Raw genomic sequence first — 23,756 nt, forward strand, 5'->3', positions numbered from 1 at the left:
TGACCTGTTTCTCATTTTGTGAGGGTTTTGCGCTATTTAGACGGTGAAGTCATCGCCTAAATACACTTTACGGACCGTTTCATTTTCAAGAATTTCTTGCGGTGTTCCTTCAGCAATTACGGAACCTTCACTGACAATATAGGCATGTTCACAAATCGCCAGTGTTTCACGCACGTTATGATCGGTGATCAATACGCCAATACCGCGGTCTTTCAGGGTGCGGATAATGTCTTTGATATCGCCGACAGAAATCGGATCGACCCCTGCAAAAGGCTCATCCAGCAGCATAAATTTCGGATCCGCCGCCAAAGCGCGGGCAATTTCCGCACGGCGGCGTTCACCGCCAGATACGCTCATGCCCAAAGAGTCTTTAATATGGGTAATTTTAAAATCCGCCAATAGCTCCGCCAAACGCTGCTGGCGTTCCTGCTTGTTCAAGTCTTTGCGCGTTTCTAAAATAGACATGATATTTTCAGAAATGGTCAGCTTTCTAAAAATAGACGCTTCCTGCGGCAAGTAGCCAATGCCTTTGCGCGCGCGCTCATGCATGGCCAGATCCGACATATCCAAATCATCCAGATGGATTTCGCCTTTGTCCATGCGCACCAAGCCAACCACCATGTAGAAGCTGGTGGTCTTGCCGGCGCCGTTTGGCCCCAGCAAACCGACAATCTGGCCGCTTTGCATGCTGAAAGAAACGTCTTTCACCACCCAGCGTTTGCTGTAGTTTTTCGCCAAATGCTTAATGCATAAGGTCTGAGGCTGATTCAATGATTTCTCCATTAATCACGCGCTCCCGGGAATGACTTCGAGCTGGATGGCGGAATGACAATCTGTACACGGCCAGTAGATGAGCCAGAATTGTTTGGCGTGCCTTCGGCAACAATATCGCCTTTATTCATGCTGTATTTTAAGGTGTTGCCTTTAATGCTCGCGCCCTCTTGCTCTAATAATGCGCTGCCGGACATGGTGATGATGCCCGTTTCGGCATTATAAACAATTTTTTGCGCCTGGCCTTTGGCGAAGCCTTTGGCTGGATCTGTTTTTTGCTGGAAGCGCGCAGGGCCGCCTGTTGCGGTAATGGTGCTGATTTCTTTGCGGCCATTCAGATTGGCAACAATCGAATTCGCCTGCAGTTTCATGGTACCCTGTTCAATGATGACATTGCCGGTATATGTGGTCACGCCAGTTTTTTCATTGAAGGTTGCACGGTCAGCCACCAAGGAAATCGGCTGACTGCGGTCTGAAGGCAATGCAAAAGCCCCTGCTGAACACAGTGCAAGAGAACCCATCAGCACTGCCTGTTTAAGGAAAGATTTAGACACTAGCGGTTTATGATTAAGGTTCATACTTTCCTCGAATATTAAAAAATTCGTACTGACCGTCATTTAAATTGGCTTTCAGACCGTTGCTGACAAATTGGGCCTGCGGCGATTCCACAGTCACCTGCTTGTCAGTTTCAATTTCACGTGTTTTGGGATAAGCAGTCAATTCATCGGTTAAAAAGACCATTTGCCCAGTCTGCATTAATTTTGTCGCTTGCACTTCATGGCGAAGCACAACTTTTTCATTGTCATTATAGCCGTTGGCGACTTTGGCGAAGAAAGTCGCATCTACGCGCCCATCTTTATACATTGAAGCTTTCAGATTATCCAGCTGCGATGTTTTTTGCTGCAAATCCTGCTCTAAGCGGTCAACCTGAGCGCGTATATACAGCTTACCCTGTTCATCTGTTTGCGTCAGGTTAATATTTGACGCAGAGTAATTCATGCTGCGCGCAGAATCTGCTTGAAGCTTATTGCTCTTGCCACTGTAATAGTAATAACCGCCGCTTACAGCCGCAATTGCGATTGCAGTAACGTATAAAACTTTTGTATCCATAAGCGGTTGTTTAATCCAAATTTACTGAATTATTAAGTTATTAATGCGGTGCACTGGCAAATTTTTCAAGCATTTCTTGGTAAACGCCTTTAGACATCAGCAGCATATCGCAAATTTCACGCACAGCGCCGCGCCCGCCATAAGCTTGCGTCACCAAATCCGCACGGCGGCGAACTTCAACATGGCCATTCGGCACAGTAATTTTCATGCCGGCAATGGCAAATGCAGATAAATCCGGCCAGTCATCGCCCATATACAGGCAATCTTCTGGATCGAGATTAAGCTGCGCGCAGGCTTCACGCAGCGCTGTGCCTTTATCTTCACGGCCTTGAAAAACCAAGTCCACGCCAAGATCCGTCATGCGCTTGTCCACAATATTACTTTTACGGCCCGTAATAATAATGACTTTAATACCTGCTTTTTGTACGAGTTTCATGCCTAAACCGTCACGGATATCGAAAGATTTAATTTCGTCTCCCGAATTGGTCAAGGTCACAAAACCGTCGCTGAGGATACCGTCTACATCCAGTACCAGCGCTTGAATATGGCGCGCCTGCTCCAACAAAACATAAGATGCCATTAATTAATTTACCCCAGCCTGAATCAAGTCATGCATGCTGATGACGCCAATCACCTTGTTTTCGTCATCAACAACAATGAATTGATTGATTTTTTTCGTGTTCATCTTTTCAAGCGCTTCTACTGCGCGGGCTTCTTTCGAAATTGTAGACGGATGCTGAATCATCACCTCTGCAACCGGCAGGTTCACATCAAAGCCTTGCTGCTTGTCAATTAAGCGGCGCAAATCACCATCGGTAAAAATTCCCAGCAGTCTATCTTCTGCATCCACCACGGTCGTTAAACCGAGGCGCTTATTGGAAATTTCATACAGCACTTTATTCATTGGCGTATCTGGAGAGACTTTTGGCAGTTCATCGCCGGTATGCATCAGATGCTTCACATGCAGCAGCAAGCGTTTGCCTAATGCGCCTGCGGGATGGGAACGGGCAAAATCATCGGAAGTAAAGCCGCGCGCTTCCAGCAAGGCAACCGCCAGGGCATCGCCCAGTGCTAAAGTTGCAGTGGTGCTCGATGTAGGCGCCAAGCCCAGCGGGCAAGCTTCCTGAATATCGCCTAAAGTTAAAGCGACATCCGCATTTTTCGGCATTGGCCCTTGATCATGGCCTGAAATGGTAATGAGCGGTACGCCGACATGCTTGATCAGCGGCATCAGCATCATAATTTCATCGCTTTTGCCTGAATATGAAATTGCAATCAGCACATCGCCTTTGACCAGCATGCCCAAGTCGCCATGACCGGCTTCACCTGGATGCATGAAGAATGACGGTGTGCCTGTAGACGCAAACGTGGCCGCCATTTTACGGCCGATGTGGCCCGACTTGCCCATGCCTGTTACGACTAAACGGCCTTTGCATTGCAATATGATTTCGCAAGCTTTGGTAAAACGTTCATCTATTTCGGCTGCAAGCACCTCTAAACCATGGCGCTCAATGCTCAGTGTTTCGAGGGCGACTTTCTGAAAATCAATTTGATTTGGCATATTTGGTGGGTTCAAAGCCGTTTTACCTTTATTAAAGCTGCCAGCGCAGCGCTTCAATTACGAAGAATAATTTTGCGCATTTTAGCATATCTGCACAAATGCAACGCTTATAAATGTTCAATTTATAATACCTTACGGCTTTTTTTAACAATTTGAAGCAAAAAAAAACCTTAGTCCGAAAACTAAGGTTTTTTCATATTCTGGAGCGGGAAAGGAGACTCGAACTCCCGACCCCAACCTTGGCAAGGTTATGCTCTACCAACTGAGCTATTCCCGCAATATGGAAATGAATTATAGAGAATTTCACAAAACTGTCAACTCTCTATGCATTCATTTGGCGAATTAATCAGCACGGCGCCAAATTGTACCTTGACGGGTATCTTCCAGCACAACGCCTTGATCCAGCAAAGACTGGCGAATTTCATCCGCTTTGGCGAATTCTTTGGCTTTTTTCGCATCTTTGCGCTGCTGAATCAAATCTTCGATTTGCGCTTCAGTTAAGCTCAATGCTTCTTGGCCGATATCCGACTTTAAGAAGTCTTCAACATTGTGCTGCACCAAGCCTAAAATATTGGTCAAATGGCGAAGCGTAGAATAATACACCGCTGCTTGATCCGCCTGCTCTTCTTTCACTGCGCGGTTGAGTTCTTTGTTCACTTCAAACAGCACAGCAATGGCTTCAGCCGTATTGAAGTCGTCGCGCATGGCAGCATTGAACCGTTCAACCAAAGCCTCATCTAAAGCATCAACCGTTTTGTCTCCATACGCCTGCTGATAGGCTTTGAATGAATGATAGAAACGCGACAGCACGTTTTTCGATTCTTTCAGCGCTGCATCGGAGAAATTGACTGGACTGCGGTAGTGTGAAGACACAATAAAGAAGCGGATCACTTCAGGATGGAATTTCTCCATCACATCGCGGATGGTAAAGAAGTTGCCTAATGATTTAGACATTTTCTCGCCATCCACATTGATAAAGCCGACATGCATCCAGTAATTCACATACTGCTCACCTGTAGAGGCTTCGGACTGCGCAATTTCATTTTCATGATGCGGGAAAGTCAAGTCTGAACCGCCGCCATGAATATCAAAGTGGTTGCCTAGGCAGCAGGTAGACATGGCTGAACATTCGATATGCCAGCCCGGACGGCCATTGCCCCATGGAGAAGCCCAAGACGGCTCATTTTCTTTGGCGTGTTTCCACAGCACGAAGTCAAAGGGATGTTTCTTTTCCACTTCGACATCGACACGTTCAGATGCGCCCGCCTGCATATCTTCCAATTTACGGCCAGATAAACGGCCATATTTGGCAAATTTTTCAACTTCAAAATATACATCACCATTGCTTGAAGGATACGCTGTTCCTTTATTGACCAAGCTGCCGATCATATCCTGCATTTGGTCAATATAATCAGTCGCGCGCGGCGCTTCGTCTGGCTCAGCACAGCCCAAGTTCGCGGCATCTTCATTCATGGCTTGAATAAAGCGGTCGGTCAATGCCGTAATGCTTTCGCCATTTTCGTTGGCGCGCTTAATAATTTTGTCGTCAATATCAGTAATATTGCGCACATATTTGACATTCCAGCCCTGGCTGCGCAGGAAACGGATAATGTAGTCAAATGCAACCATGACCCGAGCATGTCCAATATGACAGTAGTCATAGACCGTCATACCGCACACATACATGTCGATATGCCCTTCTTTACGCGGTACAAATTCTACTTTTTTTCGCTGCTCAGAGTTATATAGAACAAAAGGTTGCATAGGTCTTTAAATTGTTTCTACCAAAAGATGGCTCATCTTAACCTAAGCATTATTTTTCATAAAGTTTTCCAAGGCGATTTTCGAAGAAATCTTTTACTCCCCCAATGCTCCCGCATCCTTCAACACTCTCCCTTGACTGCTTTTGCCGCATGCATCCGGTTTGACAGCTCAGCTTTCAGACCTTGTATTGCTCAGCCTGCCTATGCCGTTTTGCATGCCAATGCATGACCAATATCTGACGTTGCGGCTCATCTCATGCAATGCCTCCTTAAAATCCAGCTCCCCGCTTTCATTTACGCATAGCTTTAAGGAAAGATCCGGCGCGCAGTTTCTGCCGGCTGCGCATAGCTTTGCCACAGCGCGGTAAAAATCCCCTATTAAATTTAGGGAAATCAATTTATTAGGCCATCTCTATTTTTTCATAATTATTTTTCGTATGGATGCGTTTCGAGCGGTTTTCCTCAATCTTTCTCCACACTTTTAGACTAAGCTTACGCAAAATTACATTTGGTCAGCCGAATAATGAAATGCACGCCATCTCCTTTTAAACTGAGCGCCTTAACACTTGCCGTGCTCGCATTTTCTGCAGCTGCAGCAGCGCAAGATCAAACAGCGCCTGCCGCCCCTCAAGCCGCTGCAGTGCATACTTTAGAAACCATGACCATTGAAGTGGAGCAAGCGCCTGATGTTGAAAAAGATCCAGATATCAGCGCTGTCGCTAAAACCGTCATCAGCCGTGAAGAAATGGAAAAATTTGGCGACCAAAGTGTCAATGATGCGTTGCGCCGTGCAGCAGGCTTTCAGATGCCCGCACCTGGACAAGGCCCGCGCGGCGGCAATAGCAGCATGCGTTTCCGCGGCGGCGGCACGCCGGTCTTCTTGATTAATGGCGAACCTGTTCAAGGCGGTCCGCGCGGCGGCATGTCCGTCGTGGACAGCATTACCCCAGACATGATTGAACGCATTGAAATTGTGAAGCAGCCGAGCGTTGCGCAAGCCTCGGTTGCCTCTTCTGCGGTGATCAACATTATTTTGAAAGAGCCTTTGGATGGAACACGTATCAGCGGTACTGTCCGTGCAGGTTATGGCATGGCGAAGTCCAGTGAAAAAGAAGAACAGCGTAAAAATATTTCACTGCAAATGGACGGTAAAACCGATCCATGGTCGTACAGCCTGTCTGCCAATCACATATGGAACGACACAGACTCCGTCACCAAAATTGAAAATGCATCCGGTCAAATCTCATCGCAAAAGCGTGTGACCAACAGAACATCGCAAATGCTCAGCCCGCGCGCGGAATATGCCATTGATGATCAGCAGAAGCTGGTTGCGGAAGTGTTTTACCGCAATAATGAAAGCGAAGGCAGCATGCGTGATCAGATTCAGCAAGATAAAAACGACAGTATCCGCTTGAACACCCGCTATGAACGTAAAGATCGCGGCAATTCAGACAAGATCCGCCTGTCTGCAGAACAGCAAAAAGAATCTGAACTGACCCATTCCAGCCAGCGTCAAAGCTATATTGATGAGCAGATCAATGAATATGGCCTCGCATATGACGGTGTCCGCAAGTTTGACAGCACCAAGCAAGTTAAATTCGGCACCGATCTGCGTTCGAGCGAATTAGAAAGCAATATTGCCGATACTCTGGACGAGCAGCGCTATGCCTTATATACGGAAGGCAGCTGGCGCTTCACCCCGCGCCAAACAATCACCTTAGGCGCGCGCCAAGAATGGATCGACCGTTCCGGCTTGGTCGATTACAGCGATCAGCATTTAAGCCCAGTTTTGGCGCACCGTTTCGATTTTACCGAGTACTGGTCATTGCAAACCAATATCAGTCAAGCGTTTCGAAGCCCCAAATCAAATCAGCTGATGCCAACGGTGTCCGTTTCGACAGACAGCGATGCAGGTACGTTGAATAATCCTGACCGCGGCGGCAATCCTTATCTACGTCCTGAAAAAATTCAGGCTTATGAAACTACTTTAGGCTATAACACCCCATCGGGCGGCATAAATATCACGGCGTATTACCGCGAAATCAATGATTTCATTGAAAAAGCCATCCGCAGTGAAAATGCTTCAGGACAAAGCTGCAGCAATGATCCGACCTGCCGATTTGTAGAACGCCCTATCAACCAGGATAATGCCACTACTTACGGCGTTGAGCTGGCTGGACGCTATGCGCTGAAACAGACAGATGCCGGCCACTCCTTTATGCTGAATGCGCAGCTTTCTACAGTGCGCGCAAAAATTGAAGAAGAGAATGGCGTAAAACGCTTAGCCAGTGATGTCGCGCCTTATACGGCCAGTACAGGGCTTTCATACAATTATCAGCCTTGGCGTATATCCAGCAGCTTGAATCTAAACTACACCCCGGAGTATTCACGCGAGCTCAATAGCCAGCTGTATAACGGCGAACGCTACGAACGCACCGGCAATGAACGTATGAATGTCGATTTAAGCGTGACCAAACGCTTTGACCGCAACTGGGCGGCATCCATCAATGCGTGCAATATTTTCAGCACAGACTACAAAGAGCGCTTAACCAAAATCAGTGACGGCAGCCTGTATCAGGCCCGCTCCAATGAATCTATCCCAAGCCTGCTCTTGAGTGTGGAAAAGAAATTCTAAGTCCAAGACTTGAAACATTAAACTTAGGTTTAAGTGAGTGCAGCTTATGTAAAAAGCCGATTTTCAATGATCGGCTTTTTATGTTGTAGATCAAAATGAGTTTCTGAATTTTTATGGAATGAACCATCATCCGAATCGAAGCCTTCCCACTGAAGCGCTAGTGCTTTTGCAACTCTTTCAGCAGGCCCGCAACACGCAAGGTATTTTCTTTTTTCCCTTTTTTTTCCAATACTTTTTGTTCAATCCACCACAGATATTCAAAGATTTCAGATTCGCTTGATTTCTGTGTGATCAATTTGAAAATATTAGGCAAATAATCTTCATATTCATCACGCATAGCTGGAATATGCCGGATATGCAGCGGGTCCCATTCTTTGAGCAAAATTTTATGTATCGCATGCAGCAGCGTTGCATCACGCGTATGTTCTACATCCATGAAACTTCCTTCCCTATCTCTTTTTCTTTTTAATCAAATTTCTGGCAGCGGCAAAACCGGTTTCTTCACATTAAGCATTGTGCAAAACGCCATTAAAGATACTGAAAGCATCTCCAGATCAAATGTCCCAATGTTCTGATTTTTCATTTTTTTAATGTCTGGTTTAATATATATCACTTTTCAAAATATAGATTCAGCAATGATCGGCTGATGCAAAAATTTGCAAATAAATGCAGTGCTAATTTTAAATAAAATAATTTGAAATACATCTGATTTTTAAATTTTAATCTCTACCCAGCAGTCACTTTTTACTGCTTTTAATCGTATTTTTATTGATTTACATGCAATCGACTGAATAAGCGTCTTTATATTTCGTCTTTTTCAGCGTAGATTTCTATACATCTACGGATTAAAAAAATGCGATGAATACCGAATTTCCAAACACCATTTATGCTGTTCAGCATCTTGCCTTTGAAGATCTTGGAGCTTTAGAAGATCTGTTTTATCAAATGGGCTTCCGGGTCCGCTATTTTGAAGCGGGTGTGGATGATCTGAGCAAAGCCTTTGAACACACGGGCCTCACGATTATTTTAGGCGGACCGATCGGTGTATATGAAACAGAAGATTATCCTTTCCTGCAGCAAGAAATAGACTTACTTAAAGTGCGTTTGGAAAAAAACCTGCCAACCATCGGCATTTGCTTAGGCGCGCAGCTGATTGCGCGCGCTCTCGGCGCCAAAGTCTATGCGGGCCATAGCAAGGAAATCGGCTGGAGCATGCTTCAGCTGCCAAATCCATCCAATAATATTTTAGCGCCGCTGGCAGAAACTCCTGTGCTGCATTGGCATGGCGATACTTTTGATTTGCCTGAAGGCGCCGAACTGCTCGCCAGCTCACAGCTGTATCCGCATCAAGCATTCAGCATCGGAGAAAATATTTTAGCGCTGCAATTCCATCTTGAGGTGGCTGCGGACAGTTTGGAAAAATGGCTGATTGGGCACACTTGCGAATTGCGCAAGGCCAATGTGAATATTCCCGCCTTGCGCAAAGACAATCAACAGTTCGCTGCCGCATTAGAAATGCAGACAGCCAAAATATTCACGGCTTGGATGGCTCCATTTATCCATGCTTAATCCTGCTGCGGGAAAACGGTGCAGACAGCTGTCTTATTTAAACTGGCAGCCGTTTTCCCTTTATTTTTCAGCATGAGTGCAACATCGGCGGCATTCTTTCCGTTCTATTCCCCCTTATCTGCTCAAAGGCAGATAAGGCCTTTTTCTCTTTATTGACTGGGTTCAAATGACTCCTTTAATCAGCATCGCCCTTATTCATTTCTTCGCGCTGATCAGCCCTGGCCCAGATTTTTTCTTTGTCACCCAAAGCGCCATCCGTCAATCCCGTTCACATGCTTTATTTGCAGCATTAGGCATTTCACTCAGTATTTTAGTTTGGTCGATTTGCGCAGTGAGCGGCTTGCATTTTCTATTTCAAAAAATGGCTTGGCTGCAGCAAGTCCTGATGATTTTAGGCGGGCTGTATTTGCTTTATTTAGGCTATCAATTATTAAAATCCGCTTTTCAAAAAAGCCCAGCGCCTGCGGTACAGGAAGCGCAGCATCCTGCAGCGCAGAAGTCACACGGTAAAATCTTGCTGCAAGGCTTTTTCACCAATATGGCCAATCCTAAAGCCTTGGTCTATTTCAGCAGTGTCTTTTCGATTGGCATCAGCGCCAATGCCAGCATTTTTGCGCAAAGCTCCTTATTGGCCTTGGTGTTTATTGAAAGCCTGCTTTGGTTTTCTGCCGTTGCGCTGGTTTTTTCTGCGCCTAAAATGAATAAGTATTATCAAAAATTCAGCAAGAAGATCGACGGCATTACCGGCGGGATCTTTATCAGCTTTGGCACTTTGCTGCTGTTAAATCGTGACTAAGCCAATGGTAATGCGGATTATTTTTTGGTAAATAAGACATTAAAAAAGCACCCCATTCGGGTGCTTTTTTATTTTAACTCAGGAAATACTAAAGTTTATTTTGCTGCTGTTTTAGCTGCAGGCACTGCCGCCTCAGTAGTAATGTTCACAGTGATTTTATCGCCCACATTCGGTACATAAGCGCCGACGCCAAATGCTGAACGGTTGAATGAAGTGGTCGCATTGAAACCGACTGTTTCAGCCTTCGTCATTGGATGCACGCCTTGTTTATTCAATACAGCGTCCAATACCACAGGTTTAGTGACATTCTTAATAGTCAGATTACCCGTAATTTTGTATTTGGTTTTGCTGATGGCTTGCACTTTGGTGCTTTTAAACGTAATGTTTGGGTATTTTGCCGAATCAAAGAAATCCGCAGTTTGCAAATGCTCATCCAGAGCTTTCACATTGGTATTCAAGCTAGATAATGGAATGGTCACATTCACAGATGAATTTGACGGTTTCGCATTATCTACATTAATGACGCCTTGGATATCACTGAAGTTTGCAGACGGTGTAGAAAAACCAAAATGGCTCCAGCTGAATACTGTTGCGGTATGTGTTGGATCAATCTGGTAAGCCACTGGCTTAGCCATTGTGAATGTTGCTGCTGACGCGACTGCCAAACCGATTGTTAATGCTTTAAAGTTCATGTTTTTATCTCACTTTGGAATACAAACAAGTCTATAGATTTCTGCAGAAAATACATTGTTAAAGATAAAACGTTTTGTTGCATCTTTAGAACGCTATCGGCTTTCGCGCCATCCCATGCACGGCGCTTTGCTCATTTTTATGCAGCGGACTCAGTAAAATCTAATTTTTTAAAACTTCATGTTTAAAAATAGCGCGGCATTACATTCGGTATTGTATAAATCCTGTCTTTTTCGCTATGCGGTCATACAGCTGCTGAGCGGTCACGTTGCTTTCATGTGTCAGCCAATATACGCGGTCGCACTGACGCGCCATGGCGGCATCATAGACCTGCTGAATCAGCTTCCGCGCGATCCCTTGACCGCGATATTCTTCAAGTGTGAACAAATCCTGTAAATAGGCATAAGGCTTGATTGTCCAGCAGCTGTCATGCTCAATCACATGCACCATGCCGACGACTTGATTGCCAATCATCGCTGCAAAGCCATAGATATGCGGCACATCACTGCTGCTGAGTTTATGCCACGTATTTTGACTGATGTCTTCTGCAATATTTGCACCGTAAAATATTTGATAGCCTTGCCATAACGGCATCCATTGCTCTTTACCAATCGACTGTAAAGACTTGATTTCAACCACTAGACACCCCTTTTCCTCTATATTTTTAAACTTCGCTTTTAACATTTATTGAGTTTTAAAATTTACTTTCTTATAGATCATTTTTACATATCGCTTTTTGCATCATAACGTTCATAAATTCAAATTTAACCTTTTTATTATATAGTCACATCTTATTGTTTCTCTTTCTTTTATTTCTACTACTAGAAAACTACTGACAACACAAGCAGGATTTTCTAGTTTAATTTTTATGACCTTATAAAATAAAAGCCCCTTCCGGAGCTTTTATCATCTGTACTTAAAGCTTTTCAACCAATATGCGATCAACTTGCTTTAAACCCGTATGCTTCTCATGATTTTTGCGGCGAATCTTAATCACCTTATCTTCCTGCAAATCTTGCAGCATCAGCTCTACTGCAACCATTGCTTCAAGCTCTAGGTCTGCACCGATCCATTTTTGTTCACCAGCATCCATCAAGACAATTTCATCATTAATCTGATCGTAAAGACTCATCATTTCCTCACTTGGGCAATACGCCACCCACGGCTGAATACTGTATGAATGAATTAATTTTAAACCTTTAGCTTAATTCATTCGTTACAAATCGTTATTTTTACAATAAAAAAACGCCCCCTTTTACCGGGACGTCTTTTCGGCAGTTAATCTTGAAGGATTAAGCTGTAATTTCTTTTACCGCTGCAACAACCGCTTCAGCAGTAATGCCAAAGTGTTGATACAAATCTTTCGCAGGTGCAGATTCACCATAAGTAGTCATACCGATCACGCGACCGTCAAGACCTACGAATTTCCACCAGTAATCCACATGAGCCGCTTCAACCGCAACACGCGCACGAATTGCAGCTGGAAGCACTGCTTCACGGTAAGCCGCATCTTGCTTCACGAATTCTTCAGCACATGGCATAGACACCACACGAACGCCATCGAGTTGAGCGTAAGCATCCATTGCCAATGAAACTTCTGAACCTGTTGCGATAATGATCGCTTTTAATTCGCCTTTTTCTTTCGCAAGTACATAACCACCTTTCGCTACGTCAGCAATTTGATCTGCTGTACGTGTTTGGAATGGTAAATTTTGACGAGAGAAGATTAATGCTGTAGGGCCTTCGCTACGTAACAATGCAGATTTCCAAGAAATAGACGCTTCTACAGTGTCACATGGACGCCAAGTATTTAAGTTTGGTGTACCACGTAAAGATGCGATTTGTTCTACAGGCTGATGTGTAGGACCATCTTCACCTAGACCGATTGAGTCATGAGTATAAACATGAATCACACGCTGTTTCATCAATGCAGACATACGTACTGCATTACGTGCATATTCCATGAACATCAGGAATGTTGCGACATAAGGAACGAAACCGCCATGCAGCGCTACACCGTTCGCGATTGCTGTCATACCAAATTCACGTACGCCGTAATGAACGTAGTTACCTGCTGGGTTTGATTCAACGCCTTCCGCACCTTTCCAAAGGGTTAGGTTAGAACCTGCAAGGTCAGCAGAACCGCCTAAAATTTCAGGAAGTTGTGGCGCAAATGCTTGGATGGCATTTTGGCTTGCTTTACGTGTTGCGATGGTTTCCGCTTTTGCATTCACTTCTGCAATATATGCATCTGCTTTTGCAGCAAAGTCAGCAGGAAGATCACCAGACAGACGGCGTTTCAATTCAGCCGCTTCGGTTGGGTATTTTGCAGCATAAGCAGCAAATACTTCATTCCAAGCAGATTCTGATTGTGTACCTTTTGCTTTTGCATCCCAAGCCGCATAAACATCAGCAGGAATTTCAAATGGACCTTCTGTCCAGCCTAAAGCTTCACGTGTTAATGCAATTTCGTCATTGCCTAGTGGTGAACCGTGGCAATCTTCTTTACCTTGTTTATTTGGTGAACCTAAACCAATCACTGTTTTACAGATAATTAATGTAGGTTTAGCTGTTTCAGCTTTCGCCACTACAGTTGCTTCACGGATTGCGTCTGCATCGTGACCGTCAACTTTCAGCACTTGCCAGCCGTAAGCAAGGAAACGCTGTTCTGTATCGTCAGAGAACCAGCCTTCTACTTCACCGTCAATTGAAATGCCGTTGTCATCGTAATACGCAACAAGTTTGCCCAGACCTAAAGTGCCCGCTAATGAACATGCTTCGTGAGAAACACCTTCCATTAAGCAACCATCACCGAGGAAGCAGTAAGTGAAGTGATCTACAACTTTGATGTCTTCTTTGTTGAATTGAGCCGCTAAAGTTTTTTCAGCAAGCGCAAAACCAACCGCATTGGCAATACCTTGGCCTAATGGACCAGTGGTTGTTTCGATACCAGGTGCATAACCCAATTCTGGGTGGCCTGGCGTTTTAGAGTGTAATTGACGGAAAGATTTTAAATCTTCAATTGAAAGGTCATAACCTGTTAAGTGCAATAACGCATATTGCAACATTGAACCATGGCCGTTAGACAATACGAAACGGTCACGGTTTGCCCATTGTGGGTTTGCAGGGTTGTGGTTTAGAAATTCACGCCATACCACATCAGCAATGTCTGCCATCCCCATTGGAGCACCTGGATGTCCTGAATTTGCTTTTTGCACAGCATCCATTGCCAATACACGAATTGCGTTTGCAATACGACGTTCGTTAAGCGGGGTTGTCATAGGTCAGAGTCCAAACAAATGGTTTAAAGAGTAAGATGAATAAGAATTCAAAGATACGCGTATTGTCTTAAAAAAAGCGGAAGGGGTAAAGCCTCAGGGACAATATTTCGCTAAATATTCATATTGCACTGTAACATTGGGCACTTATTGTTCAACTTCAAGCCTATAAGGCTCGTTTATTTTGTATACAAGGCATTTAGAAATGTCGAAACAATGACGAATAGCAAATAGAACCACAGAATGAAAGAATAAATACTTGATTTATTTAAGAAAATTTTTTGGAGAATCGATCATCTCTAAACTTACGATTTATCTACTTACAAAATACTGCTCAATGAATTTTATTCAACTTAAAAAATAAGACATGAAAATACTCAATGATATTCAGTATTCTCAAGTGCATAAAAGCTAAACACCAGCACAGGAAGCTGGTAAATAACGTTGTGAAATATCATCAGATTTACAGTTCCACGCACCATTCACACCATCTGGAATACTAAAATAGATGCGCTTTGAACGCAGTGCAAAATTTACATCCGTTGCTTTAAAAGTAAAAACCACAGAACACTTCCCTGAAATATCCGCAATTTCACTCTTCGCAATATATTGGGTATTGATACTCTCATTAAGCGCAGTATTTAATTCAGCACAAGTCAGCTCTTCAGAATATTGCTCAATTAATTTTAATTTATAAGGTGACAACATCCCGAGAACTTCCGCTACCTGCGCACGAGCGACATAGCCATTATACGAAACAAGTGCTATCGCCGCTAAAATCCCAATGATCGCCACCACAATCATTATTTCAATTAAAGTGAAACCTGCTTGCTTCATTGCTGTATCTCCATATAACCATATGGAGATACAGCAATCTTTATACCAACACACAAAAATTTTATAGATAGAGGCTTTATGCAAATTCAATATTGATAAATTAGTCTATAACTGACATTTATGGGCACTATGTCACACATTTAAGCATTGCAAGGATCAAAAAATTATTAACGCGAATCGCATTCGTCATTAATCAATTCACATCAACTGCAAAATTATCGAAATAAAATATAAGTGGGCAATTAAACACGCTAAATCAGAATTTTATTAGTGATTACATGTCTCATATCAATTTTTCAGATGTTGATATCAATTAAAAAGTCATGAAAATGAATTAATTTCAGTCATTTTGGTCGTGTGATGCTAGTCCTCGACGCAATCTCGATGTAACATATCGCGTCTTTTAAATTTAACTGTGATAGGACTTATGCGCGAGTACGCTGTATTTACCTCGGAATCTGTAAGCGAAGGCCATCCAGATAAAATGGCTGACCAAATCAGTGATGCTATTTTGGATGCAATCTTAAAAGAAGACCCTTATGCGCGGGTTGCTTGTGAAACGCTTGTAAAAACAGGTGCTGTAGTACTTGCTGGTGAAATCACAACAACTGCCAACGTTGACTTTGAAGCAATCGTTCGCCATACCGTAAATGGCATCGGCTACCATCACACTGACTTAGGTTTTGATGGTTCAACTTGTGCGGTCATCAATATGATCGGCAAGCAGTCTCCTGAAATCGCTCAAGGTGTTGACCGTCAAAAACCTGAAGATCAAGGTGCTGGCGACCAAGGCCTTATGTTTGGTTATGCAAGCCGTGAAACAGATGTTTTAATGCCTGCCCCAATTTCATACGCGCACCGCTTAATGGAAAAACAAGCAGAGTTGCGTCGTGATGGCACTTTACCTTGGTTACGCCCAGATGCGAAAAGCCAAGTAACATTTGCTTATGAAAATGGTGTACCTGTACGCTTAGATGCTGTTGTACTTTCTACCCAGCACGATCCAGAAATCTCTCAAGCAAACTTGAAAGAAGCTGTGATTGAAGAAATTGTGAAAAAAATCATTCCTGCTGAAATGTTCCATGCCGGTACAAAATTCCACATCAACCCAACTGGCCTGTTTGTGATTGGCGGCCCTGTAGGTGACTGTGGTTTAACTGGCCGTAAAATCATTGTGGATACTTACGGTGGTATGGCACGTCATGGCGGTGGTGCTTTCTCTGGTAAAGATCCATCGAAAGTTGACCGTTCTGCTGCATATGCAGGTCGTTATGTTGCGAAAAACATTGTCGCTGCTGGCCTTGCAGATAAATGTGAAATTCAAGTGTCTTATGCAATTGGTGTTGCAGAGCCAACTTCGATTTCAATCAACACGTTCAACACAGGCAAAGTATCTGACGAACTGATTATCCAACTTGTTCGTGAGCACTTTGACTTACGTCCATACGGTATTACTCGTATGCTTGACCTGCTTCAACCAATGTATAAGCAAACTGCTGCTTATGGTCACTTTGGTCGTGAAGGTTCTGACACTGCATTTACATGGGAAAAAACAGATAAAGTTGAAGCGCTTAAAGCATCTGCTGGCCTTTAATTTTATTTTTCTCGAAAAGCCCGCATTGATGCGGGCTTTTTTTATTTTTGAATACTTGATTTCTTTTCGATATGATCCATACAGATCCTTATCTATTGAGAAATATGATGGCCGTTATTTTACAAGTTGATTTTCCATCTCCAGGCCCTTTTGGCGAGAAAATGGCGCAGATGATGCAGCCGCTTGCACAAAGCATCAATGAAGAGAAAGGCATGCTTTGGAAAATTTGGACTGAAAATGCAGACACTCAAGAAGCTGGCGGCATTTATCTATTTGAAAGCCAAGAACTGGCCGAAAAATATTTAGCGATGCACAGCGCACGGCTGGAATCTTTTGGGCTCAAAAATATCCGTTCTAAAATCTTCAATTACAATGCTGAACTCTCGCATTTGAACAAAGCCGCATTTTTAGAATAATCTGCCAGCACTTAAAAACAGCCCCTTATTGGACTACGATTCAGCCCCCTTACATGAATTGGAGCGGAGTCCTAAAAAGTTACACTTAATCAACAATTTTTGATCGATTTGTGCTTATTTTTTCAGCTAATATGTGTTCAGCCCATGCTGCGGGCATAACAAAAAAATGAGGAATAACACAATGAACAAATTACTTGTTGCTTTAGGTTTGGCTGCGACAGTTGCAATGGTTGGCTGCAGTAAAGAGAAAGCTCCTGAAACAGGCGCGACTGCTGGTGAGCATTTAGAAAATGCGGCAAGCCAAGCAACTCAAGATATTCAAAATGCGGCTGATCATGCTGCATCAGAAACGCAAGCCGCTGCAGACACGGCTGCTGCAAAAATTGATGCTGCTACAGATGAAGCGGCGGCTAAAACCGAAGCTGCGGCACATGACGTTAAGGAAGCAACTAAAGACGCAACTGCCAATGCCGCAGCTGCTGTTGAAAAAGGCGCTGCTGATGTGAAAGAAAAAGCGCAGCAATAATCCGCTGTTTATAAAAAAGCCTTCATTACGAAGGCTTTTTTTTCGTTTAATCACTGCACTGAGCTTGCATCCTCAAGGTAAAGCCATTCATCATGTAGAAAATTAAGGCAAAGAGCATGCAATATGTCTTTTTCACATCATAGCGAAAAACATTATATACAGCGCACCGGTTGGCTGCGCGCAGCGGTTTTGGGGGCAAATGACGGTATTATTTCTGTCACCAGCCTGATTATGGGCATGGCGGCCAGTGGCGCATCCACACATACTTTGCTGATTACCTGTGTCGCAGGCTTAATTTCCGGCGCCACTTCCATGGCTGCAGGTGAATATATTTCGGTTAAATCACAAGTCGATATTGAAGAAGCAGACTTGCATATGGAAGCCCGCGAACTGGAAAAAAATCCGCATCATGAATTAAAAGAACTCACGCAAATCTATATCCACCGCGGTTTAACGCCTGAACTTGCGCATGAGGTTGCTGTTCAGCTGACGGCCAAAGATGCTTTAGAGGCGCATGCCCGTGATGAAATCGGCATTCATGAAAACACAGCGGCCAATCCATTGCAGGCAGCAGGCTCATCCGCCGCCGCCTTTTCTCTAGGCGCGCTCTTCCCTATGCTGTCTATATTGCTCAGCCCAGATCAATATGTATCAAACGTGGTTATGGTGGTTGGGGTGCTGTCACTGGCTTTTTTAGGCGCGCTCTCAAGTTATTTTGCAGGCACGTCCATGCTGCGCGGCAGCCTGCGTGTCAGCATCTGGGGCATTATCGCCATGGCCTTTGCCGCGTGGATCGGCTCTATGTTTAATGTTTCACCCATCTAAACATATAAATTAAACTTATATTAAAAATCAAATATACACATTATGTATTTATACATAATGTGTTCTGAAGATATGTGAATTGCGTACAATATCCCGACTTTTTTAGTTTGAATTATCTCCTGTTCTTATGTCTGTTATTGCAGCACCTGCAAATCGGTCTAATGTGTCGATTTGGGTATCTTTTTTACTTTTAATTTTAGGTACACTTGGCGCATATCAAGTGGTTGGCATCACTCAAGCCTTATTATTCCTTATTGGCGGCGCGCTAGGCATGACGCTCTATCATGCATCTTTCGGCTTTACCTCAAGCTGGCGCGTCTTTATTAAAGAACGCCGCGGCCGCGGTTTACGCGCGCAAATGATCATGCTGGCCTTAGCGGTCTTGCTGTTCTTCCCCGCTTTAGGCGCAGGCGAACTGTTTGGCCAACCAGTCAAAGGCAATGTGAATCCAGTATCCATATCGGTGATGATTGGCGCATTCATTTTCGGCATTGGCATGCAGCTGGGCGGCGGCTGCGCTTCCGGCACGCTCTACACAGTCGGCGCAGGCAGCATGCGCATGATCGTGACCTTGATCTTTTTCTGCACTGGTTCTTTAATTGCGACAACTCACCTCGACTGGTGGTTCAGCTTACCGCATTTAGCGCCTATTTCCGTGGTGCAAAGCCTCGGGGTTATTCCCGCTTTGCTGGTCAATTTCGTACTCTTTGCCGCAATTGCAGCAGCAACCGTGTACTTTGAGAAAAAGCGCCATGGCAGTTTAGAAATTGAACCGGAAAGCCTAAACCAAGGCTTGAAACGCTTTTTGCGCGGCCCTTGGCCATTGGTTTGGGGCGGCATCATTCTGACTCTGCTGAACTTTGCGACACTAGCACTGGCTGGACGCCCTTGGGGAGTCACTTCCGCGCTGGCAGTCTGGGCAGCAAAAACCGCAAGCTTGATCGGCATTGATGTTGCCTCTTGGGCCTATTGGCAGCAGCCTGCCAATGCCAAAGCACTGACTGAATCTTTATGGTTTGATGTCACTTCCATGATGAACTTCGGCATTATGCTTGGCGCGCTCTTAGCCGCCAGCCTTGCCGGAAAATTTGCGCCGAACTTCAATATTCCAAAACGCTCACTCTTGGCAGCCATCATTGGCGGCTTAATGCTCGGCTATGGCGCGCGTTTAGCTTACGGCTGCAACATTGGCGCATATTTCAGCGGCATCGCCTCAGGTAGTGTGCATGGCTGGCTCTGGCTGGTCTTTGCCTTTCTAGGCAATAGCATTGGCGTAAAACTCCGCCCAATTTTCTTCCCAGGCGAACGCCCGCAGCCTGAAAAGCTGACAGGCTGCTGATTCAGATCTGCATCCTTAAAATAAAAAAGCCCATCTTTGGATGGGCTTTTTTGATTCAGCATGAATCTCAGTAAAGAGGCTTGAAATTATGGCGTTAAAGCATCACGCAAATTGCAGCCAAAGCCCATGATTTGCTGCGCTTGCTTATAGCTGCTGTAGTCATCCAATGCATAGGCATAAAAAGCATCGGCTGCTGCAAATTTCGGTTTCAATCCAGTCTGCGCTTTGCCGTTCAATACCGCGCCATCCAGCACATTCAAATTAAAATGCCCTAAGCGGTACAGCTCATTGAAATAGGCATTCATCATCTTGCAATACGCATCTTTCGTCGGCTTTAGCGATGTCGAGCTGACAGCATGCAAATGCAGGGTTTTAAAATTATTGACATCCAAAACAGACTGATCAGAAAAAGCCAAACTTTCTGTTTTTTTGAAGTTTTGGAAATCTTTAGAGAATTGCGCATTCAGCTGATCAATTTTCCGCTGCAAATCCTGCGTATTTTGGACGCGGTATGCTGCGGCATCTATCTCTGCCTGCGGTTTTTGATCCTGAGCACAGGCGGTCAATACGGCACATAAAAACACAGCAGCATAAATAGGTTTCATTTCACACTCGATTCAACATTCAATCTCGTGCGCCATTATGCCTGAAATCAGCTGCTAAAAAAGCCCATTGCCGATTTTAACCGTATCGTCTTACAGCATTTTCTCATTCATATAGCGCCAGTAGCGTTTAGGCACATGCTGGATGTGAAGCTTGATATTTTTACGCGCTTCAATGTTCACGCTGCGGAAATAGTCCTTCCAGAGCTGATCATACAGCGCCTCGTCTTCATCCAGTTCAATGCTGAAATCCTGGCTATGGCCTATCGCCGTTTGACGGTCCACAGCATGCGCATCCATCTGCACCTGATGCACATGGTTTAAATCATAATACAGGCCGTATTTGCGCTTTTCATCGTAGATTAACCAGCGCTGATCCTGATAACGGCGTTTAAAATGCCCTTCAATAACCGGCAGCACATTAAAATCCGGCGCAATCAAACTCAGGAATAAGCCATCCTTGCACTTTTTAAAGCGCACAAAGGCTTCCATGCGGTGCTTTTCCCGCCCGACCTGCTTCGCCCATTGCGACACTCCCAGCACATCGGCATGGCCATAATCCTGATCGACAGGCCGCTGTGACTGGAACACATACACTGCAAAATTAAAGCAGTGCTGAAAGGCCTGATCCTGCTCAGACAAAAAGCTGTAATAAAACCGCTCTAGCGCGCCCGCGGAGGCTTTCTGCTGCAGTCCTTGCCAAACGCGTCGTGCATGCTCATCTTTGGATACTACCTCTATAGAATCATCAAACAGCCCAGACTGCGCATGCGGATCGGCGCTCACAGACACATCAAATTCTTTAAATTGAAATGCTCTGAAGATGCAGCTCAGCAGGCCGGTCATGGTGCCGTCAAAGACATAGCGCGCCATGCTTAAAAGCCAAAGCCCAATTGCGGCGACAGCTGCTGCCTATATTTCGAATTTCCTGCCTGCAAAATCTGATTGCGGATTTGGCTGGGGCTTTGATCAGGCAGAAATTTAGGCGTACCTGCACAGCGGATAAAATGCTGAGCGCGGTTATAGGCTACCCCTATGCGTTTCAGCTGATCAATATGGATTTGGCCAAAACGGCGCGCCTGCACGATCTTTTTCGCCGAAGTGACACCGATACCGGGAACACGCAGAATCATGCGGTAATCCGCATGATTGATATCAACAGGAAAAGCTTCGGGGTGGCGCAGCGCCCAGCTCAATTTCGGATCGACATCCAAATCTAAATTGGGATGTGCATCGTCTACAATTTCCGCAGCGTCAAAACCGTAAAAGCGCATCAGCCAATCACTCTGATACAGCCGATTTTCCCGCAGCAGCGGCGGTGCAGAACCGATGGCAGGCAGCGCGCTGTCCTGTTCATTGATTGGGATATAGCCTGAAAAATACACCCGCTTCAGCTTAAATTCCTTATAGTGCCGATCCGCCATCATAATGACGTCCTGATCTGTTTCCTGCGCCGCGCCCACCACCATTTGCGTGGTTTGCCCTGCAGGTACAAATTTCGGCACAGAACGGATAATGTTGCGCTCATCTTTCAGCTGAATCAGCCGGTCGCGCACAATGCCTAAATCTTTTTGCACTTCGGCATGGCTTTTTTCCGGCGCAAACTGCTGTAAGCCTGCTTCGGTTGGCATTTCTAAATTAATGCTCATGCGGTCGACATACAGCCCCGCTTCCGTAATGATTTCCTGCGATGCGCCCGGTATGGTTTTTAAATGGATATAGCCATTGAAATTTTCTTCCAAACGCAATTTTTTCACCACTTGAAGCATGCGCTCCATGGTGTAATCGGCAGATTTAAAAATCCCCGAACTGAGGAATAAGCCTTCAATATAGTTGCGGCGGTAAAAATTCATGGTCAAATTAACCACTTCCTGCACCGTAAAAGCTGCCCGTTTCACATCATTGGAACGGCGCGACACACAATAAGCGCAGTCATAAATGCAGACATTGGAGAATAGAATTTTCAGCAGCGAAACGCAGCGGCCGTCTTCGGTATAGCTGTGGCAGATGCCGTTGCCCGCATTGCCGATGCCTTTATCTTTATTTTGGCGCTTGCTGCCGCTGGAAGAACACGACACATCATATTTAGCCGCATCTGCCAAGATTTGCAGCTTTTCACGGATCCGTTCAGACATGGGGACGCTTCACAGCAGATTGAATGTGGAGCGTGCATTATATGCTGCGCAGCTGGGCCAGACGGCTCGGGCCAGCTCTTTCACGACACAGCATGTCGTTTTGAAATGATGATTCGATCGTTTTCAAATCCTGCCTACATGCCCTATCTCAAATACTCATCAGCTTATTGCAGGCAAAACCATTCGGCAAAGAAATAATGAATATTATTTGCTTAATCTGCTGTGCTTGGGCAAAGTGAAGATATACAAGGAGATGCACCCATGACTTTATTAGAACAATTAGGCATTAAACATCCATTTCTTCTAGCGCCCATGGCTGGCGTATCTACACCGGAGCTGGCTGCAGAAGTTTCCAACCAAGGCGGTTTAGGTTCTTTAGGTTTAGGCGCCAGCACAGCATCTTCTGCCCGCGATCAAATTTTAAAAACCCAGTCGCTGACTGATCAGCCTTTTCAAGTGAACTTTTTCTGCCATCAGCCGGCTGTTTTAGATGCGCAAATCGCGCAACAATGGATTGATTATCTCAGCCCGCAATTTCAGAAATACGGCGCAACTGCGCCAGAACAGCTGCGCTGCATCTATCCCAGCTTCTTAGACAATGATGATTTCTTGAATATTGTACTGGAAACAAAACCGAAAGCGGTCAGCTTCCATTTTGGCATCCCGTATGCGCATCAAATTCAAGCGCTTAAAGCGGCCGGCATCATCACAATGGTTTCCGCTACAAATTTAGCAGAAGCTCAAGCGATAGAAAGCGCCGGGATTGATGTCATTATTGCGCAAGGCATTGAAGCCGGCGGACACCGCGGCATTTTCAACGAATCTTTTGACAGCAGCGTCAGAACGGCTGATCTGGTGCAATTGATCAAAAAGCATTGCCAGCTGCCGATTGTGGCTGCGGGCGGCATTATGTCCGGCCAGCAGGCGAAAGCGTTACTGAATTTGGGCGCCGATGCCGCGCAGCTGGGAACCGCATTCATTCAATGCAAAAGCTCAAATGCCAACCCTGCTTACCGCAAAGCGCTGTTTGATCAGCCCATTACACAAATCACCGCCAGCATTTCAGGCCGGCCCGCGCGCGGCTTGATCAATCATTGGCATATGGAAGTGGATACCCCGACCCGTCCGCAGGTTCCGGCCTATCCATATACTTATGACTTAGGCAAACAGCTGCATGCTGCGGCCGTTCAGCAAAATGATCATGGCTTCGGCGCTTTTTGGGCAGGCAGCAATGTTGCGCAGATCCGTGAATTGGCAGCCGCGGATTTAATCAATCAGCTGGTTTTGGAAATGAACTTTGCCTGATGCT

The 23,756-nt window shown here is 45.1% G+C and carries 24 protein-coding genes and 1 tRNA gene; 9 read left to right on the forward strand and 16 right to left on the reverse strand.

Translation table 11 applies throughout. The features are described 5' to 3' along the window. Positions 1-36: 36 nt before the first annotated feature. From lptB to cysS, 7 genes are all read right to left on the reverse strand, one after another. On the reverse strand, positions 37-783 hold the full coding sequence (lptB, locus tag ACE3T3_RS05600; RefSeq protein ID WP_374664897.1) for an LPS export ABC transporter ATP-binding protein: 747 nt from the start codon (positions 781-783) through the stop codon (positions 37-39). After that, positions 783-1,349, reverse strand: a complete 567-nt coding sequence (gene lptA, locus ACE3T3_RS05605) for a lipopolysaccharide transport periplasmic protein LptA (RefSeq protein WP_374664899.1) — start codon at positions 1,347-1,349, stop codon at positions 783-785. The genes lptB and lptA overlap by 1 nt, the downstream gene beginning before the upstream one ends. After that, positions 1,339-1,881, reverse strand: a complete 543-nt coding sequence (gene lptC / locus ACE3T3_RS05610) for an LPS export ABC transporter periplasmic protein LptC (RefSeq protein WP_374664901.1) — start codon at positions 1,879-1,881, stop codon at positions 1,339-1,341. The genes lptA and lptC overlap by 11 nt, the downstream gene beginning before the upstream one ends. A 40-nt stretch (positions 1,882-1,921) precedes the next feature. Next, positions 1,922-2,461 (reverse strand): KdsC family phosphatase, encoded by a 540-nt coding sequence (locus ACE3T3_RS05615; protein ID WP_374664903.1) that lies wholly within the window; start codon positions 2,459-2,461, stop codon positions 1,922-1,924. Between the two features lie 3 nt (positions 2,462-2,464). Next, positions 2,465-3,442 (reverse strand): KpsF/GutQ family sugar-phosphate isomerase, encoded by a 978-nt coding sequence (locus tag ACE3T3_RS05620; protein ID WP_374664905.1) that lies wholly within the window; start codon positions 3,440-3,442, stop codon positions 2,465-2,467. A 201-nt stretch (positions 3,443-3,643) separates the two neighbouring features. Further along, positions 3,644-3,719: transfer RNA gene (locus ACE3T3_RS05625), tRNA-Gly, on the reverse strand. A 65-nt stretch (positions 3,720-3,784) separates the two neighbouring features. Beyond that, entirely contained in the window at positions 3,785-5,206 is a 1,422-nt protein-coding gene (gene cysS / locus ACE3T3_RS05630; RefSeq protein ID WP_374664907.1) for a cysteine--tRNA ligase, read from the reverse strand. Between the two features lie 522 nt (positions 5,207-5,728). On the opposite strand from cysS, the gene ACE3T3_RS05635 reads away from it, so the two are divergent. Continuing rightward, positions 5,729-7,840, forward strand: a complete 2,112-nt coding sequence (locus ACE3T3_RS05635; RefSeq protein ID WP_374664909.1) for a TonB-dependent receptor plug domain-containing protein — start codon at positions 5,729-5,731, stop codon at positions 7,838-7,840. Between the two features lie 157 nt (positions 7,841-7,997). On the opposite strand, the gene ACE3T3_RS05640 is transcribed toward ACE3T3_RS05635, so the two are convergent. After that, entirely contained in the window at positions 7,998-8,276 is a 279-nt protein-coding gene (locus tag ACE3T3_RS05640; RefSeq protein ID WP_374664911.1) for a hypothetical protein, read from the reverse strand. Positions 8,277-8,698: 422 nt separating this feature from the next. Between ACE3T3_RS05640 and ACE3T3_RS05645 the strand changes: the two genes are divergently transcribed. Further along, positions 8,699-9,409, forward strand: coding sequence for a glutamine amidotransferase (locus tag ACE3T3_RS05645; protein ID WP_374664913.1), 711 nt, complete (start codon positions 8,699-8,701; stop codon positions 9,407-9,409). Positions 9,410-9,575: 166 nt separating this feature from the next. Further along, positions 9,576-10,205 carry a LysE family transporter gene (locus ACE3T3_RS05650; RefSeq protein WP_374664915.1) on the forward strand — a complete coding sequence of 210 codons (630 nt, stop codon included), beginning with the start codon at positions 9,576-9,578 and terminating at the stop codon, positions 10,203-10,205. A gap of 95 nt (positions 10,206-10,300) precedes the next feature. On the opposite strand, the gene ACE3T3_RS05655 is transcribed toward ACE3T3_RS05650, so the two are convergent. From ACE3T3_RS05655 to ACE3T3_RS05675, 5 genes are all read right to left on the reverse strand, one after another. Further along, positions 10,301-10,897 carry a YceI family protein gene (locus ACE3T3_RS05655; protein ID WP_374664917.1) on the reverse strand — a complete coding sequence of 199 codons (597 nt, stop codon included), beginning with the start codon at positions 10,895-10,897 and terminating at the stop codon, positions 10,301-10,303. Positions 10,898-11,096: 199 nt separating this feature from the next. After that, complete coding sequence (locus ACE3T3_RS05660; protein ID WP_374665078.1) at positions 11,097-11,489, reverse strand: GNAT family N-acetyltransferase; 393 nt, start codon at positions 11,487-11,489, stop codon at positions 11,097-11,099. Positions 11,490-11,811: 322 nt separating this feature from the next. Next, entirely contained in the window at positions 11,812-12,027 is a 216-nt protein-coding gene (locus ACE3T3_RS05665) for a hypothetical protein (RefSeq protein WP_374664919.1), read from the reverse strand. A gap of 160 nt (positions 12,028-12,187) precedes the next feature. After that, entirely contained in the window at positions 12,188-14,176 is a 1,989-nt protein-coding gene (gene tkt, locus ACE3T3_RS05670) for a transketolase (protein WP_374664921.1), read from the reverse strand. A gap of 408 nt (positions 14,177-14,584) precedes the next feature. Next, positions 14,585-15,010, reverse strand: a complete 426-nt coding sequence (locus tag ACE3T3_RS05675; RefSeq protein WP_374664923.1) for a pilin — start codon at positions 15,008-15,010, stop codon at positions 14,585-14,587. Positions 15,011-15,437: 427 nt separating this feature from the next. Here ACE3T3_RS05675 and metK point away from each other — a divergent pair, with 427 nt between their 5' ends. From metK to ACE3T3_RS05700, 5 genes are all read left to right on the forward strand, one after another. Beyond that, complete coding sequence (gene metK, locus ACE3T3_RS05680; protein WP_374664925.1) at positions 15,438-16,604, forward strand: methionine adenosyltransferase; 1,167 nt, start codon at positions 15,438-15,440, stop codon at positions 16,602-16,604. A 107-nt stretch (positions 16,605-16,711) separates the two neighbouring features. Next, a complete protein-coding gene (locus tag ACE3T3_RS05685; RefSeq protein WP_374664927.1) occupies positions 16,712-17,020 on the forward strand; it encodes a monooxygenase in 309 nt (102 codons plus the stop codon). Between the two features lie 181 nt (positions 17,021-17,201). Further along, positions 17,202-17,546 (forward strand): hypothetical protein, encoded by a 345-nt coding sequence (locus ACE3T3_RS05690; protein ID WP_374664929.1) that lies wholly within the window; start codon positions 17,202-17,204, stop codon positions 17,544-17,546. A 123-nt stretch (positions 17,547-17,669) separates the two neighbouring features. Continuing rightward, positions 17,670-18,371: a VIT family protein gene (locus tag ACE3T3_RS05695; protein WP_374664930.1), complete on the forward strand. Its 702-nt coding sequence runs from the start codon at positions 17,670-17,672 to the stop codon at positions 18,369-18,371. 127 nt (positions 18,372-18,498) lie between these two features. Then, positions 18,499-19,710, forward strand: a complete 1,212-nt coding sequence (locus ACE3T3_RS05700; RefSeq protein ID WP_374664932.1) for a YeeE/YedE family protein — start codon at positions 18,499-18,501, stop codon at positions 19,708-19,710. An 86-nt stretch (positions 19,711-19,796) separates the two neighbouring features. Here ACE3T3_RS05700 and ACE3T3_RS05705 read toward each other — a convergent pair whose 3' ends face one another. The 3 genes from ACE3T3_RS05705 to ACE3T3_RS05715 all read right to left on the reverse strand — a co-directional run bounded on the left by ACE3T3_RS05705 (position 19,797) and on the right by ACE3T3_RS05715 (position 22,447). Further along, positions 19,797-20,315 (reverse strand): hypothetical protein, encoded by a 519-nt coding sequence (locus ACE3T3_RS05705; RefSeq protein WP_374664934.1) that lies wholly within the window; start codon positions 20,313-20,315, stop codon positions 19,797-19,799. Positions 20,316-20,405: 90 nt separating this feature from the next. Continuing rightward, positions 20,406-21,185, reverse strand: a complete 780-nt coding sequence (locus ACE3T3_RS05710; RefSeq protein WP_374664936.1) for a TIGR03915 family putative DNA repair protein — start codon at positions 21,183-21,185, stop codon at positions 20,406-20,408. A gap of 2 nt (positions 21,186-21,187) precedes the next feature. Then, positions 21,188-22,447, reverse strand: coding sequence for a putative DNA modification/repair radical SAM protein (locus ACE3T3_RS05715; protein WP_374664937.1), 1,260 nt, complete (start codon positions 22,445-22,447; stop codon positions 21,188-21,190). Positions 22,448-22,708: 261 nt separating this feature from the next. On the opposite strand from ACE3T3_RS05715, the gene ACE3T3_RS05720 reads away from it, so the two are divergent. Further along, positions 22,709-23,752: an NAD(P)H-dependent flavin oxidoreductase gene (locus ACE3T3_RS05720; RefSeq protein ID WP_374664939.1), complete on the forward strand. Its 1,044-nt coding sequence runs from the start codon at positions 22,709-22,711 to the stop codon at positions 23,750-23,752. Positions 23,753-23,756: the final 4 nt, after the last annotated feature.

Source organism: Acinetobacter sp., assembly GCF_041919735.1.
In the GTDB taxonomy this organism is placed as follows: Bacteria; Pseudomonadota; Gammaproteobacteria; order Pseudomonadales; family Moraxellaceae; genus Acinetobacter.